11 protein-coding genes are annotated in these 16,033 nt (G+C 69.9%); 7 read left to right on the top strand and 4 right to left on the bottom strand.

Annotation, left to right across the window (positions count from 1 at the left end):
* Positions 1 to 744 precede the first annotated feature (744 nt).
* The gene (locus ACFXI3_RS29645; protein WP_378403894.1) at positions 745 to 1,842 is read left to right on the top strand and encodes an MFS transporter; all 1,098 of its coding nucleotides are present in this window, start codon (positions 745 to 747) and stop codon (positions 1,840 to 1,842) included.
* Between the two features lie 45 nt (positions 1,843 to 1,887).
* Here ACFXI3_RS29645 and eno read toward each other — a convergent pair whose 3' ends face one another.
* Positions 1,888 to 3,162 (bottom strand): phosphopyruvate hydratase, encoded by a 1,275-nt coding sequence (gene eno, locus ACFXI3_RS29640; RefSeq protein WP_378403892.1) that lies wholly within the window; start codon positions 3,160 to 3,162, stop codon positions 1,888 to 1,890.
* 295 nt (positions 3,163 to 3,457) lie between these two features.
* Between eno and ACFXI3_RS29635 the strand changes: the two genes are divergently transcribed.
* Positions 3,458 to 4,993: a purple acid phosphatase family protein gene (locus tag ACFXI3_RS29635; protein WP_378403890.1), complete on the top strand. Its 1,536-nt coding sequence runs from the start codon at positions 3,458 to 3,460 to the stop codon at positions 4,991 to 4,993.
* A 153-nt stretch (positions 4,994 to 5,146) separates the two neighbouring features.
* Entirely contained in the window at positions 5,147 to 6,370 is a 1,224-nt protein-coding gene (locus tag ACFXI3_RS29630; RefSeq protein WP_378403888.1) for a cytochrome P450, read from the top strand.
* A 32-nt stretch (positions 6,371 to 6,402) separates the two neighbouring features.
* On the opposite strand, the gene ACFXI3_RS29625 is transcribed toward ACFXI3_RS29630, so the two are convergent.
* Positions 6,403 to 7,497: a CaiB/BaiF CoA transferase family protein gene (locus tag ACFXI3_RS29625; RefSeq protein WP_378403886.1), complete on the bottom strand. Its 1,095-nt coding sequence runs from the start codon at positions 7,495 to 7,497 to the stop codon at positions 6,403 to 6,405.
* Positions 7,498 to 7,706: 209 nt separating this feature from the next.
* On the opposite strand from ACFXI3_RS29625, the gene ACFXI3_RS29620 reads away from it, so the two are divergent.
* Positions 7,707 to 8,252, top strand: coding sequence for an antitoxin (locus ACFXI3_RS29620; protein WP_378403884.1), 546 nt, complete (start codon positions 7,707 to 7,709; stop codon positions 8,250 to 8,252).
* A gap of 592 nt (positions 8,253 to 8,844) precedes the next feature.
* On the opposite strand, the gene ACFXI3_RS29615 is transcribed toward ACFXI3_RS29620, so the two are convergent.
* Both ACFXI3_RS29615 and ACFXI3_RS29610 read right to left on the bottom strand, forming a co-directional pair.
* Positions 8,845 to 9,474, bottom strand: a complete 630-nt coding sequence (locus ACFXI3_RS29615; protein WP_378403883.1) for a class I SAM-dependent DNA methyltransferase — start codon at positions 9,472 to 9,474, stop codon at positions 8,845 to 8,847.
* 59 nt (positions 9,475 to 9,533) lie between these two features.
* Entirely contained in the window at positions 9,534 to 10,418 is an 885-nt protein-coding gene (locus tag ACFXI3_RS29610) for an ornithine cyclodeaminase family protein (RefSeq protein WP_378403881.1), read from the bottom strand.
* Positions 10,419 to 10,510: 92 nt separating this feature from the next.
* Between ACFXI3_RS29610 and ACFXI3_RS29605 the strand changes: the two genes are divergently transcribed.
* From ACFXI3_RS29605 to ACFXI3_RS29595, 3 genes are all read left to right on the top strand, one after another.
* Positions 10,511 to 11,149, top strand: coding sequence for a GntR family transcriptional regulator (locus ACFXI3_RS29605; protein ID WP_378403879.1), 639 nt, complete (start codon positions 10,511 to 10,513; stop codon positions 11,147 to 11,149).
* Positions 11,146 to 12,369, top strand: coding sequence for an MFS transporter (locus ACFXI3_RS29600; RefSeq protein ID WP_378403877.1), 1,224 nt, complete (start codon positions 11,146 to 11,148; stop codon positions 12,367 to 12,369). The genes ACFXI3_RS29605 and ACFXI3_RS29600 overlap by 4 nt, the downstream gene beginning before the upstream one ends.
* Positions 12,370 to 12,613: 244 nt before the next feature.
* Positions 12,614 to 15,991 (top strand): S8 family serine peptidase, encoded by a 3,378-nt coding sequence (locus ACFXI3_RS29595; protein ID WP_378403875.1) that lies wholly within the window; start codon positions 12,614 to 12,616, stop codon positions 15,989 to 15,991.
* Positions 15,992 to 16,033: the final 42 nt, after the last annotated feature.

Below are 16,033 nucleotides of genomic sequence, written 5' to 3'. Positions count from 1 at the left end.
GCCACCACGGCACCGCGGCCAAAGCGCGCTCAGCACCGCAGCCAAAGGGTGTTCAGCACCGCGGCCAAAGCATGCTTGCCGCCATGGCACCGCGGGCAAAGCATGCTCGGCACCACGGCCAAAGTATGCTTGCCACCGCAGCACGGCGAGCAAAGCATGCCCGGCACCACGGCACCGCGAGCAAAGCGCGCTTGCCACCACGGCACCGCGGCCAAAGCGCGCTCAGCACCGCAGCCAAAGGGTGTTCAGCACCGCGGCCAAAGCATGCTTGCCGCCATGGCACCGCGGCCAAAGCGCGCTCAGCACCGCAGCCAAAGGGTGTTCAGCACCGCGGCCAAAGCATGCTTGCCGCCATGGCACCGCGGGCACAGCGCGCTCGGCACCGGGGCACCGGGGCACCGGGGCACCGGGGCACCGGAAGCAAATCGTGCTCAGCACCACGGCACCACGGCACCACGGCACCACGGCACCACGGCCAAAGCGTGCACGGCACCACGGCACCGCGAGCAAAGCGTGCCCGGCACCACAGCACCGCGGCCAAAGCGTGCTCAGCCCCGCAGTACCCGGACGAAGCCTGCTCGCGGCCCCGAGCCGCAGCAGTGCTTCGTCCGGCGCAACTGCAGCCAAGCGCCCAAGCCAAGCCGCGGACCGCTGCGCGCGAGCCCGAGGCACCCCACTCCGCAAGCGAACCGTCCTCATCCCTCCGGCGTCCCCGACGCCGACAGCTATTCGGAGCCGATTCCCTTGCCTCCCGTCATTTTCCTCCTGGCCTGCGCGGTTTTCGCCCAAGGCACGTCCGAGTTCGTCCTCTCCGGGCTCCTCCCCCAGATCGCCGCGGGCACCGGCGTCTCGCTCGGCGCCGCCGGGTTGCTCACGTCGCTCTTCGCGGCCGGAATGGTCGCGGGCGCACCAGTTCTCGCGATGCTCGGCAGCAAACTGCCACGCAAGCTGGCGCTCCTCACCTTCCTCGGCCTCTTCTCCGCAGTTCACGTCATCGGTGCTCTCACCACCGATTTCCCGCTCCTTCTCGCCACCCGCGCCCTCGCGGCGTTCGCCAATGCCGGGTTCCTCGCGGTGGCGCTCGCGGCGCTGCCGTCGCTCGTCGCGGAGGACGCCGTCGGGCGGGCGACTTCCGTGCTGCTGTCCGGTGTCACGCTCGCTTGCATCGTCGGCGTTCCGGCCGGGACGCTGCTCGGCCAGTACGCCGGGTGGCAAGCCGCGTTCTGGGCCATCGCGGCGATCACGGCGGCGGCCGCCGTCGCGCTGACAACAACAAAGTTCGACAGCCCGTCGGCCACCAGCCCGGTGTATCGCGAGTGGCGAGTCCTGACACAGCCGCGCGTAGCGGCCACCGTGGTCAAGGGGATTCTCGTCAACGGCGGAACCTTCGCGGCCTTCACCTACCTCGGCACGATGACGCAATCAGCCAGCTGGGTTCCAGTAGTGCTGGCGGTGTTCGGAGTGGGATCGTTCGTCGGCGTCACGATCGCGGGCAAGGCAGGTCCGAGGATTCTCAAAGCGGGCACGGCAGTGCTGACCGCCGTGTGGGTGGCGGCGTTCTTCGCGGCGCAGAGTCTTCCGGGGCTCATCGCAGCCGCATTGATCACCGGGGCGATGGCGTTCGGCGTCGGGTCCGCGTTGATCGCCGCGATTGTCACCTCCGCCAGCAAGGAAGCGCCCCGGGTGGCCGGGGCGATCGCGACTACGGCGTTCAATCTCGGCGCGGTGGCCGGGCCTGCGGTGGCGGGAGCCGTCGTCCTGGATGCGGCGCATGCGAGCGCGGCGTTCTGGGTCAGTGCGGCCTTCACCGCCGCGGCGATGTTCCTTCGGGTGAAGAAATAGCGAAAGGCGGCCCGGGCGAAAACCCGGGCCGCCTCGAAAAACAGCTCAGCGGAGCGTGTCCCAGCCCGCGTAGCGAGCCTCGGTGCCCAGCTCCTCCTCGATGCGGATCAGCTGGTTGTACTTGGCCGTCCGGTCGGAGCGCGACAGCGAGCCCGTCTTGATCTGGCCGCAGCCGGTCGCCACCGCGAGGTCGGCGATGGTGGTGTCCTCGGTCTCGCCCGAGCGGTGCGACATGACCGCCGAGTAGCCCGCCTTGTGCGCGGTGTCGACCGCGGACAGCGTCTCGGTCAGGGTGCCGATCTGGTTGACCTTGATGAGGATCGAGTTGGCGATGCCGCGCTTGATGCCGTCGCGCAGGATCTCGACGTTCGTGCAGAACAGGTCGTCGCCGACGAGCTGGACACGGTCGCCGATGCCGTCGGTCAGCTGCTTCCAGCCGGTGTAATCGTCCTGGGCCAGGCCGTCCTCGATCGAGACGATCGGGAAACGCTCGGTCAGCTCGGTCAGGTACGCGACGTGTTCCTCGATGCTGCGCTTGCGGCCCTCGCCGGTGTAGTCGTAGACGCCGTCGCGGTAGAACTCCGACGCCGCCGGGTCCAGCAGCAGCGCGATGTCCTTGCCCGGCTCGTACCCGGTCTTCTCGATCGCGCGGACCACGAACTCGAGCGCCTCGTCGGCCGATCCCAGCTGCGGCGCGAACCCGCCCTCGTCGCCGACATTCGTGTTGTGTCCCGCCTCGTGCAGCGATTTCCGCAGCGTGTGGAACACCTCGGAACCCATCCGCACGGCGTCGGCAAACGTTTCCGCGCCGACCGGGCCGATCATGAACTCCTGGAAGTCGATCGGGTTGTCCGCGTGCGCGCCGCCGTTGATGATGTTCATCATCGGCATCGGCAGCAGGTGCGCGTACACCCCGCCGACGTACCGGTACAGCGGCAGCGTGTTCGCCGCGGCGGCCGCCTTCGCCACCGCCAGCGAGACCCCGAGCGTGGCGTTCGCGCCGAGGCGGGCCTTGTTCTCGGTGCCGTCGAGGGCGATCAGGGCGCGGTCGACGTCGGCCTGCGCCTCGGCCTCCATGCCGGTCACGGCGTCGGCGATCTCGCCGTTCACCGCGTCGACCGCCTTGCGCACGCCCTTGCCGTGGAACCGCTTCGCGTCGCCGTCCCGCAGCTCAACGGCCTCGCGCGTGCCGGTGGAGGCCCCGGACGGCACCGCCGCGCGGCCCACCGACCCGTCCGCCAGCACCACGTCGACCTCGACCGTCGGGTTGCCCCGGCTGTCGAGCACCTCACGGCCCCGGACCCGGACGATGCCTGTCATAACGCTCCTCGGAGGTTCGAGCCGAAGCACTCAGCGCACGCTCCGTGAAGCGCTCCGGCAGCAACGCGGCACCACGGCGAGCCGCACGTCACGCTGCAGGCTAGCAGAACCGTTCTGAATCGATCCGGCTAATACGGGACGCTCCACTTCGGACAGTCCGGAAACCGTTTCCCGGCAAAGGGAACGAACCGGAACCTGGCGCGAAAACACTTCACGCGCCGGACGCCCGGCGTTCATCGACGGGCCGCGCGGCCAGCATAACTTCGCTTCCGCCTGGGAGCCGGAGGAGGCCGTCATGTCCAACACCGTCAGCCGTCGAGGAGCGTTAGGCCTTATGGGTGCGAGCGCTGCCGTACCACTGCTCGGCACTGGTACGGCCGCTGCCGCTCCTCTTGCGCCGGCTCCGGGCGGCGGCGCGACACCGGTGCAGGGTTTACATCTCACGTTCGGCCGCGATCCCGCGCGGCAAATGGTGGTTTCGTGGCTCACCGACGGCCCGGTCCGCCGTCCCCGCGTCCTCTACGGCACGCTCGACGACGGCTTCGGCTCGTACGCACCCGCGGTCACCCGCACCTACGTCGACGGCACTTCCAACCGCACGGTCTGGGTGCATCACGCCGAGATCAACCGCCTGTGCCCGAACACCGAGTACCTCTACATCGCCCAGCACGACGGCGCGACGCCCGACGCGGGCACCTTCCGCACCGCGCCCGGCGGGAGGTCCGCGTTCACCTTTACCAGCTTCGGCGACCAGTCCGCGCCGCAGGTCACCTGGGATCTCAAAGGCGCGCCCGCGCTCGACTTCTTCTCGACCCCGGCCACGAAGGACATCGTCACCGGCATCGAGACCGTCGCACCGCTGTTCCACCTGCTCAACGGCGACCTCTGCTACGCAAACCTCGACGTCGACCGCGTGCGCACCTGGAACAACTTCTTCACCAACAACACCCGCTCGGCGCGGTACCGGCCGTGGATGCCCGCCGCGGGCAACCACGAGATCGAGAAGCAAAACGGTGCGATCGGGATGGGCGCCTACCAGGCGTACTTCCAACTCCCCTCCACCGAAACCGATCCGGAACTCGCCGGCCTCTGGTACGGCTTCACGGTCGGCTCGGTGCGGGTGATCGTGCTGCAGAACGACGACAACTGCCTGCAGGACGGCGGCGACGTCTACGTCAACGGCTACTCCGGCGGACGGCAACTGGCCTGGCTGGAGAAGGAATTGGCCGCGGCGCGGGCGTCGCGCGACGTGGACTGGATCGTCGTCGCGATGCACCAGGTCATGATCAGCACGTCCGACGCGAACGGCGCCGACCTGGGCCTGCGCGAGAAGTACGGCCCGCTGTTCGACCGCTACGGCGTCGACCTGGTGCTGTGCGGGCACGAGCACGACTACGAACGCTCCCTCGCCGTGCACGGCGTCGTCGCGGAAAGCGAGACGCTCACGCCGAATCCGGTGTCCGACGCGACCGACAACATCGACGCCACGCACGGCACCGTGCACATGATTCTCGGCGGAGGCGGCGTCTCCGGCACCACCAACGGCAGTTTCTTCAAGGACGGCACCGGAAAGGTGCTAACCGCCGTCGCCGACAAACGGGATCCGGCCACGGGCAAGCGGAAACCGACCTACGTGCGCGAAAAAGCGGTGTGGAGCGCGGTGCGCGACCTCGACCACCCCTACGGATTCGCCGCGTTCACTGTGGACCCCGGGCGCAGTCCGGGCGGCACCACCACGATGCACGTCACCTATTACAACGTGAACAAGCCGACCGGCGAGCTGTCGGTGTTCGAGCGGTTCTCGCTGCACCGCAAGCGCGCCGACGGCTGACGTCAACCCCTTCCCCGCTCTGGTCCGGACCACCCCTCAAGCGGGACAGAACGATCCTTAGCCGCGCTACGCTTGCCGCGGACCCGGTGGCCGCAACGGACACCTCCCCCATCGTCAGTCCATTGTGGACCATCGGGCCGCGAGGAGCGCCCCATGGATCACGCCGTCACCCCCTTCGTGCTGGACCCGGCGGCGCCGGACGTACACGGCGAGGGCGCCCGGCTTCGCGCACGCGGACCGCTGACCGTGGTCGAACTGCCCGGCGGCGTGCTCGCCTGGTCGGTCACCAGCCTGCCGCTGCTGCGCAGCCTGCTCGCCGACCCGAGGGTGTCGAAGGACGCCCGGCGGCACTGGCCCGCCTACCGGGACGGCGAGATCACCTCCGACTGGTCGCTCAACATCTGGGTTTCGGTGCAGAACATGTTCACCGCCTACGGCGACGAACACCGCAGGCTGCGCTCGCTGGTGTCGAAGGCTTTCGCGCCCGGCCGGATCGCCGCGCTGCGCCCGGTGGTCGCCGAAATCGTCGACGGCCTGCTCGCCGCCCTCGAAGCCGGACCGGCGGAAACCGACCTGCGCGACCAGTACTGCTACCGGCTGCCGATCGAGGTGATCTGCCGGCTGGTCGGCGTCCCCGAACAGGCGCGGCCGGGCCTGCGCACCGCGGTGGCCGGAATCTTCGCGACGTCGGCGACCTCGGAAGAAGCGACCGCGAACGTCGAACTGCTGTACGGAATTCTCGCCGACCTCGTCTCCCAGCGGCGCGCCGAGCCTGGTGACGACCTCGCCACCGCACTCATCACCGCCCGCGACTCCGACGGCTCCCGGCTGAGCGAAGCGGAACTGGTGGACACGCTGATCCTGGTGATCACCGCCGGTCACGAGACGACGGTCAACCTGCTCGACCAGGCCGTGACCGCACTGCTGACGCATCCCGCGCAGCTGCGCTCGGTGCTGGCCGGAGCGCGCACCTGGTCGGACGTCGTGGACGAGACTTTGCGCTGGCAGGCACCGCTTTCGCACCTGCCGCTGCGCTTCGCGCTGGAGGACATCGAGGTCGAGGGCACGACCATCCACGCGGGCGACCCGATCCTCGCGTCGTTCGGCCCCGCCGGCCGCGACGAGAGCCACCACGGGCCGGACGCGAACGAGTTCGACCTGTCCCGGAAGGACAAGTCAGCGCTCGCGTTCGGGCACGGCGTGCACTATTGCCTCGGCGCGCAGCTCGCCCGGATGGAAGCGGAACTCGGGCTGCCCGCGTTGTTCGAGCGGTTCCCGGACTTGGCGCTGGCGGTGGGCGGGGAGGAGCTGGAGCCGGTGCCGTCGTTCATCACCAACGGGCACGTGACGCTGCCGGTGCGGCTTAGGCGTTCGTGAGCGCCTAAGCCGGTTCTAACCGGCATCGCCGCTCACGACTCCCACTCGGCCAGCACCTCTTCCGTGTGCGAGCCCGGGACCGGCGGCGGCGAGGGCACATCCGTTGTGCTGCGCGAAAATCGCGGTGCCGGAGCGGGCTGGACGATCCCGTCCACCGTGATCAGCCCGGACCGTGCGGCGATGTGCGGATGCTTGGGTGCCTCGTCGGGAGCGAGGACCGGCGTGACGCACGCGTCGGTGCCGTCGAAGACCTCGGCCCATTCGTCGCGAGTACGGCTGAGGAACGCGCGGGTGAAGGTGGCGCGGAGCGTGGGCCAGCCGTCGCGGTCGAGCTGCGGCGGCAGGTCTTCCGCGGCGAGGCCGAGGCCGTTCAGGAGAGCCGCGTAGAACTGTGGTTCGAGTGAGCCCACCGCGACGTAACGGCCGTCCGCGCAGACGTACGTGTCGTAGAACGGCGCGCCGCCGTCCAGGAGGTTCGTGCCGCGTTCGTCGGACCACGAGCCCAGGCCGCGCAAGGCCCACATCATCTGGGACAGCACGTTCGCGCCGTCGACCATCGCCGCGTCCACGACCTGGCCGCGACCGGTCCGGCCGCATTCCCACAACGCCGCGAGCACGCCCGCGATGAGGAACATCGACCCGCCGCCGAAGTCGCCGACCAGGTTGAGCGGCGGCACCGGACGTTCGCCCGCGCGGCCGATCGCGTGCAGCACGCCGGTGAGGCCGAGGTAGTTGATGTCGTGGCCGGCGCGCTGGGCGAGCGGGCCTTCCTGGCCCCAGCCGGTCATCCGGCCGTAGACCAGGCGGGGATTGCGGGCGAAACAGTCGTCCGGGCCGACGCCGAGCCGTTCGGTGACGCCCGGGCGCAGGCCTTCGACCAGCACGTCCGCCTTCGCCGCGAGCCGCAGCACGAGTTCGCGGCCTTCGGGGGTCTTGAGGTCCGCCGCGACCGAGCGGCGGCCGCGCAGCAGCGGGTCCGGCTTGCCGCCGCTGAGGTCGAGCGATCCGGAGGGCCGTTCCACCCGGACGACGTCCGCGCCCAGGTCGGCGAGCACCATGCAAGCGTGCGGCCCCGGCCCGATCCCGGCCAGCTCGACGACTTTCAGCCCGCTCAACGGTCCCGCCACATGTCCTCCTCGGCTCCGGTGCCCCCGCGGCGGCGACCCTACCGGCCGGCCCGGCCCGCGTCCGGGCGTGTGGGGTAACCCACCCGTGGCCCGACCCGGGCAGAACCGGCGCCACGCCTCACCCGAACCGGGGACTGGCGTCTCGCCGCCGCGTCAGCCGGGTACCCGGCTGGTATCCATGTGTCACGAATAGATCAAGGAGGATTTCGATGAGCTTTTTCGACCAGGCCAAGGACAAGATCCAGGAATTCGCGGGCAACAACCAGGACAAGGTCGGCGAGGGCATCGACAAGGCCGCCGAATTCGCCGACGAGAAAACCGGCGGCAAGCACGGCGACCAGATCCGCCAGGGCGCGGACAAGCTGAAGGAAAACTTCGGCGGAGGCCAGCAAGGCGGCCAGGAACAAGGCGGCGGACAGCAGCAGGGCGGCTTCGACCAGGGCGGTCAGCAGGGCCACCAGCAGGGCGGGCCGCAGGGTCAGCAGGGCGGTTTCGGCCAGGGCGAGCAGGGCGGTCAGCAAGGCCAGGGCCAGCAGGGCGGTTACGGCCAGGGCGGCCGCGAACAGGGCGGCCAGCAAGGCGGATTCGGCCAAGGCGAGCAGCAGCAGGGCTTCGGCCAAGGCGGCCAGCAGCAAGGTTTCCAGCAGGGCGGCCAGCAGCAGGGCTTCGAAGAGCGCGGGCAGCAAGGCGGTTTCGGGCAGGGCGACCAGGGCGGCTACGAGCAGGGCGAGCAGCAGTGGGGCAACCAGCAGTAGCAAGGACTGTTCCGGCCTGAGGTTCCGCGCCGAACGCTGCGGCCGACCGCTTCGTGAATCGGCCGCGGCAAGCGAAACGCACGGCTCGACAACCGCAGTCAGCCGCGGAAGCCAGCCGCGGCAAGCGAAACGCACGGCTCGACAACCGCAGTCAGCCGCGGAAGCCAGCCGCGGCAAGCGAAACGCACGGCTCGGCAACCGCAGTCAGCCGCGGAAGCCAGCCGCGGCAAGCGAAACGCACGGCTCGGCAACCGCGGTCAGATGCGGAAGTCAGCCGCGGCAAGCGAAACGCTCGGGTCAGGACCCGCGAGCATCAGCCCCGGCGCGCGGGGCCGAGCGAATCGGCCGACGAGGGCAGCTCGCGAAGCGGCGAGCGGGCGACGGTGATCCGGCAATCGTCCGGCCGCGGCCGGGAGTTATTCGGCTGACCACCGAACCTGCCGCACGGAACGGGAGGGGCGGCATTTTCCGCGCAATTTCCGGCGTGTTCATCCGGACCGCGCGAAAATGCCGTCCCGTTTTTCCCTCGACCCGGCCGAGCCGCCGAATTTATTTCACGATACCGTGGTCGGCGGCGCTTTTCCGGAGCCGCTCAGCCGGGTTTGCGGGCCGAGATCAGCAGGTGCTCCTCCGGTTGCGCTCCCGGCTTGTCCGGCGCGAACGTCTCCGCCCGGGTTCCGGTCACCTCGAAACCGGCCGCGCGCACCCGGTCTAGCAGCGCATCCGCCGGGAAGCTCGTGACCCGGATCGAGTGGCCGAGGAACTCGATCGGCACGTCCTCGATGTCCGCGGGCACCGTCACCAGCGCGAGTCTCCCTCCCGGGGCCAGCCAGCCCGCGATCCGGCCGAGGACCTGCTCCGTTTCGGCTCGCGACAGCTGCACGAACGAGAAGAACGCGCACACCGCGTCCCACGTCCCGGGCGACGACTCCCATTCCCGCACGTCAGCCTGCACGAACTCCGCCGAAGGCACCTGCTCGCGCGCGATCCGCACCATCTCCGCCGACACGTCGATCCCGGTCACCCGATGCCCGGCCGCGGCCAGTTCAGCCGCGGCGGGACGGCCGGTCCCGCTGCCGATGTCGAGCACCCGGGCGGACGACGGCAGCACCTCGATCAGCTCCCGCACTGCCGCGTCCACCACCGGCCGGCGGCCGAACGCCTCCTCGTACCTGGCGCCGATCGCGTCGAACAGCTCCGCGGTGGTCAGCTCCTCGGACATCCCCATCTCCCCTCGCCGTCGAAGGAGTCCAGGCTATCGGCCCCCACCGACAATTCCGGTCAGTCGGCGGCTTCGTAGGTGGCCGCAGCGACCACCAGGTCCTCCCAAGCCATCCCGACGCTCTTGAACAGCCGAGGACCCGAAGGCACCGAATGCCCCTGAGCCAGCGCGGCGAGCGAGACGAGGTCATCCGCCGCGAGGGCACCGGATTCCAGTGCCAGCACCACATCCCCGGCCTCGCGGGTAGCCGCGCCGATCCCCTCTACGACCACTGTGGACCGTCCAATCAGGACATCGTCGACTTCCCGCGCTTCCGGTTCATGCGAACCGACGGCGACCACGGTGGCGTGCTCGGGGACTTTCGCGCCGTCGAACACCGGGGTCCGGGACGAGGTGCAGCACACGACCAAATCAGCCGAGGCCACGTCGTCCGGCGTACCCACCCGCGCGAACGGGTACTGCGCGGCAAAGGCTTGCGTCCGCTCGGGATTCCGCCCGACGACCACCACCTCCCGCACCGGCCGGACCGCCCGGAAAGCCTCGATGTGGCTCTCCGCCTGCGGGCCGGTGCCGAACACCACCAAGCGTTCCGCGTCCGGCACGGCGAGCAGGTCCGCCGCCACCGCGGAGACGGCCGCCGTGCGCACCGAGGTGAGCGCGACGCCGTCCAGGAGCGCCATCGGCGTGAGCGTCGGGCCGTCCATCAGCAGGTAGTGGCCTTGGATCCGCGGCAGGCCCCGCGCCGGGTTGTCCGGCGCGACGGACGCGACCTTGACCCCGGCGTAGCGGTCCCAGAACGCGGGCATGAGCAGGAACTGCCCGGTCGGCACCGGCACGACGGACCGCGGCGGGTCCTGGTCCGGGTCGAGACCGCCGGCGAGGGCCGCGCGGACCGCGTCGACGGCTTGCTGGACAGTGGGCCGGGCATCGAGGAGCAATCGCACCCCCGGAGCATCGCACAGGCCGCCGACAGAACGTTGAGCCGCAGGTCACAACCCCTTAGATACAAGCTGGGATGCATGTTAGCGTCGAGCGCGTGACCGCTGTGAAACCCGCCGCCGACCGCGCCTACGAGCTCACCAAGGAACTGGTGCTCACCGGCGAACTGCCCGGCGGGCACCTGTTCAGCGAGGGCGAGATCGCCGAACGCCTCGGGGTCAGCCGGACTCCGGTGCGCGAGGCCTTCCTGCGGCTGCAGGTCGAAGGACTGCTCAACCTGATCCCGAAGCGCGGCGCGATCGTCGTGCCGATCACCCCTGGCGAGGCCGAAGACGTACTCGAAGCCCGAGAGGCCGTCGAGAGCGCGGCGGTACACCGGCTGGGCCGCCGTCCGGAACTGATCCCGGACGCGCTCGAACAGCTGCGCGCGGTGTTGGAAACCCAGCGCCAGCACGCGGAAGCGGGCGACGTGCCCGCGTTCGCCGAGGCCGACGAGCTGTTCCACCGCACGATCGTCGCGGCAGGCGGCAACGCCCTGCTGCTCACCTTCTACACCACCCTCGCCGACCGCCAGCGCCGGATGAACGTCCACGCGCTCGCGCCGATCCCGGCCCGCCTGCCGCAGGTCGTCGGCGAACACGAACAGCTCCTGAACATCATCGCGGAGGCAGAGACGAAGGCCGACACCTTCGCCCCGGCCCTGCGCGCACACCTGGATTCGGTGCACCGTCGATGACCACTACCGCTGACCGCGCTCCCCTGCCCGGAACGCCCGAAACAACCACCCGTCCGGCCTGGTTCCCGGCCGCGGCCGCGGTGTTCGCCGCCGGATGGGGCGGTAACCAGTTCACCCCGCTGCTCGTGATGTACCACGCCGCGGGCTACTCCGCGTTCACCGTCGACGCCCTGCTCGGCGCATATGTCGTCGGCCTCGTGCCAGGACTCCTGCTGTCCGGCGGACTGTCCAATCGGTACGGTCGCCGCCCGGTGATGTTCGCCGGGACCGTGCTGTCCCTGCTAGCGAGCCTGCTGCTGGCACTCGGGCCGCTCGGCGTCGCGTGGATCGCCGGCGGCCGGTTCCTGTCCGGCATCGCGGTCGCGGTCGCGATGGCCGTGGGCTCCACCTGGATCAAGGAACTCGCCGACGCCGACCCGTACACCGCGGCCGACACCGGCACCCGCCGCGCCGCACTGTGCCTGACGCTCGGGCTCGGCATCGGTCCCGGCGTCGCCGGCGTGCTCGCGCAATGGGGCCCGTGGCCGATGGCCCTCCCCTATCTGGTCCACATCGGACTCGCGCTGGTCTCGCTCGCCGTGGTCACGCGCAGTCCGGAAACGCTTACCGTCCGGACCGATTCGGTCCGCGCCGCTTTGCCCGCCACCGCACGGCATCCGCGGTTCCGCCGGGTGATCCTGCCTGCGGCTCCGTGGATTTTCGGCTCCTGCGGCGTGGCGTACGCGATCCTGCCGCAGCTCGTCCAGCACAAGACCGGGTCTTGGGCGCTGGCCTACTCCACCCTGCTGACCGTGTGCGCGATCGGCGCGGGCGTCGGGATTCAGCCGATCGCCAAGCGCGTCGACCGCGCCACCAGCGCTCGGGCCGTGCTCACCGGAATGACCGTATTGTGCGTCGGCCTCGTCTTGAGCGTCTTCGCGGCCGCGCAGGAATCGCCCTGGATCGCACTCGGTGCGGCAGTCGTGCTGGGCACCGCTTACGGCATCGTAGTCGTGTCCGGACTGCTGGAATTGCAACGCCTCGCCCGGCCGGACGAAATCGCGGAACTGACCGGCGTGTACTACGCGCTGGCCTACATCGGATTCCTGCTGCCGTCACTTTTAGCGGCCCTGAACGGAGTAGCGGGCTACCCGGTGCTGCTCGCCTGCGTAGCACTGGTCGCGATCGCGGGAACCCTTGTGGTGACCCGGCACTCGCGCCGGCACCTCCCCCAGGGCTGACCCCGATTCCGGCAAACGGGACCGAATGCGCGACCGCGCGGAAATTCGGTCCCGTTTGCCGGATTTGTTTCCCACTATTGTCTCTTGTGGATCGTGAAGGAGTCGGAAAGAGTTCTGACTGCCGGGAAAACGAGCGTGCGACAAGTGCGCCCGATTTCATCGGGGCCGGTAACTCACGAACCCTTCTAGCAGGAAGTGGGAACTGCACATGGGGCGTTCCTCGCGATCCGTTCGCGCCCTAGTCATGGCTGCGACCGGCAGTCTGGTGCTGGCCGGGGTCACCCAGCCGGCGCAGGCTGCCGGGCCAGCCGCGGCGACGGCCGACACGACGCCGCAATCGCTGATCGTCGTCCTCTCCGACCAGTTGCCCAGCGCGCCGCCCACCAAGGCGGCCTCGGACACTCGCCGCGCCAAAGCCACCCAAGAACAGGACTCGGTGCTGGCCAAGCTCGCCGGCGCGGCACCGGCCAAGGTCAAGCACTTCGCCCTGGGCAACGCTTTCTCCGCCACCGTCACGCCCGCGCAGGCCGCACAGCTCGCGCACGACCCGGCGGTCGCGCAGGTGCTGCCGGACAGCAAGGTGACGCTGCCGGACGCCAAGCCGAGCGCACCGGCCGCCGCTCCGAAGGCGGGCGGACCGGCCGCGTCGCAGGCCCTGCCGAACGCGACCTGCCCGAGCGACCCGGCGAAACCGTTGCTGGAGCCCGAAGCGCTGACGTCGATCCGCGCGTACAGCACCACCGGCGGGAAGAGCGCGTCCGACCTGGCCAACGGGGCCGGGGTGAAGGTCGCGTTCCTCGCCGACAACATGGACCCGAACTACGCGGACTTCATCCGTCCCGACGGCAGCCATGTGTTCTCGGACTACCAGGACTTCTCCGGCGACGGTCCGAACACGACCGACGCCGGGGCCGAGGCCTTCGGCGACGCTTCGTCGATCGCCGCGCAGGGCGTCGTGGTCCACGACCTGTCGAAGTTCGTGAACGAGAAGCACCCGCTCCCGGCGGGCTGCAACATCGTCGTGAAGGGCGTCGCGCCGGGCGCGAGCTTGGTCGGCCTGAACGTTTTCGGCAAGACCGCCACGAACTCCGCGGTGCTGCAGGCGATCGACTACGCGGTGACCGTCGACCACGTCGACGTGATCAACGAGTCGCTCGGCCTCAACCAGTACCCGGATTCCAGCTCCCGCAACCTGTTCCAGGTCTTCAACGACCAGGCCGTGGCCGCAGGCGTCACGGTGACCGCCTCCAGCGGCGACGCGGGCACGACGTCCACGATCGGCAGCCCGGCCACTGACCCGCTGGTGATCTCCACCGGCGCGACGACCGACAACCGGCTGTACGCGCAGACCGGCTACGCGGCTTTCCCGTTCTCCAACGGGAAATGGGTGAGCGACAACATCTCCGCGCTGTCCTCGTCCGGCATCACGCAGAACGGCCGCACCATCGACCTCGTCGCGCCCGGCGAGGGCAACTGGGCCGACTGCGCGCCGGCGTACTCGGAATGCCGCAACTTCAACACCGTCCCGCAGCCGACCGACCTCGAATCGTTCGGCGGCACCAGCGAATCCGCCCCGCTGACCGCGGGTGTCGCCGCGCTGGTGATCCAGAGTTACCGCAATGCGCACCACGGTGCGTCGCCGTCGCCCGCGCAGGTGAAGCAGATCATCACCAGCACCGCGCGCGACCTCAACCTCCCCGCCGACGAGCAGGGCGCAGGCCTTCTCGACGCGCGCGCGGCGGTCGAAGCGGCGCTCACCGCTCCGGGCTCGACCGGGGCACCGGCGGGCGTTTCGTCGAACATCACGCTGTCGGCCGACCAGCTGACGCTGGAAGGCGCGCCGGGCAGCACGCAGCAGGCGTCGGTCAACGTCACCAACTCGGGCACCAAGCCGCTGACGGTCAGCACCGGCACGCGCACGTTCTCCCCGATGGGCACGCAGGCGCAGACCACGGCGTTCGACTCGACGAAGCTGCCGACGTTCCCGTACTTCAACGGCACGAACTGGGCGTACAAGAAGGTCACGTTCTCCGTACCGAACGGCGCGCAGCGGTTGCTCGCGCGGATGGCGTGGCAGGGCAGCCCGAAGTCGGTCAACGGCCAGTCGGTCACCCCGGTGGTGCGGCTGACGCTGCTCGCACCGGACGGCACCTTCGTCGCCAACAGCCGTCCGCAGGGTGGAGCCGCCACGGCGAACTACGCCAACGTGGACGTCACGCGCCCGGTCGCGGGCACGTGGACCGCGGTGCTGTACTCGGCGTCCGGACCGGCCGGTTACACCGGTGACATCCAGCTGGCGACGACCGCGCAGCGCGCCGTCCCGTACGGCCAGGTGTCGCCGCAGATCCTGGAACTCAAGCCGGGCCAGACGAAGCCGGTGCACGTCTCGCTGCAGACTCCGAGCAGCGGCGGCGACGCGGACTACTCGATCACCTTCGGCAGCTCCGACGGCCACCAGACCTCCGTGTCGGCCGTGCTGCGCGCGCTGATCCCGACGAAGAACGGCCCGGGAACCTTCAACGGCACCATCACCGGCGGCAACGCCCGCGCGGTGTCGCCGGCGCAGACCTTCTCCTACGAGTTCGACGTGCCGCGCGGCAAGCGGGACCTCGACGTCGCGGTGAAGCTGCAGGATCCGGGCACGCTGCTCGACGGCGTCCTGGTCGACCCGAACGGCGAACTCGCCGACGTGAACAGCAACGCCTACCTCGATTCGGCCACCACGCTGAAGCAGGGCACCGGGTTGCAGCTCGTCGACCTGAACCCGCTGCCGGGCCGCTGGCACCTGGTGCTCGTCGTGCAGAACCCGGTGACCGGCAAGCAGATCGACCAGCCGTTCAGCGGCACCGTGAGCTTCGACCAGGTCTCGGCCAGCGCGCCCGCGCTGCCGCAGTCCGCGTCGCTCGCCGCGGGCAAGGCCGTGACCGTGCCGGTGACGGTGCGCAACACCGGAGTCGAGCCGATCGCCATCGGCGTCGACGCGCGCACGAACACCCGGCAAACGCTGCAGCCGCAGCCGATCCAGGGTTCGACCGAGGTCAACCTGCCGGAACTGAACACGGACGCGCCGGTGTACTCGATTCCGCCGGAGACGAGCAAGTTCACCGTCGCGACGTCCTCGACCGTGCCCGCGCAGGCGGAGATCCAGGGCTCGGCGGCGGGCATCGACGTGCTCGGCGACCTGAAGTCCGCGCAGAACGGCAGCACGGTGTCGGTCGCGACGATCGGCGAGAAGACCGGGTATGTCACCAAGGGCGTCTGGTTCGCCGACGTGCAGGAGATCGGCCCGTTCGGTCCGGAAGGCGCGCCTGCTGGGCATTCGAGCTACACGGCGTCGATCCAGACGGCGGGCTTCGACGGTTCGGTGACATCGTCGACCGGCGACCCGTACGGCCAGTCGGTGGACCCGAACGGCACCGGCGGCACGCCGCAGCTGGTCAAGCCGGGCGAGACCGCGACCGTCCTGGTCACGATCACGCCGTCCGGCAACCGCGGCGACAAGGTGGCCGGGCACTTGAACATCGTGACCGTGCCTTCGCTGCCGACCGGCGTGACCGGTCTGCCGCAGGTCGGAACCGGTGAGGTGCTGGCGACTCTGCCGTACAGCTACCGCATCGGCTGATTTCGCGTCCGTGAGGGGAACCCTGAGGGACTCTGAGTCCCT

The organism is Amycolatopsis sp. NPDC059235, from assembly GCF_042754125.1.
Classification (GTDB): Bacteria; Actinomycetota; Actinomycetes; order Mycobacteriales; family Pseudonocardiaceae; genus Amycolatopsis; species Amycolatopsis albidoflava.
This window is presented reverse-complemented; position numbering and strand designations above follow the sequence as displayed.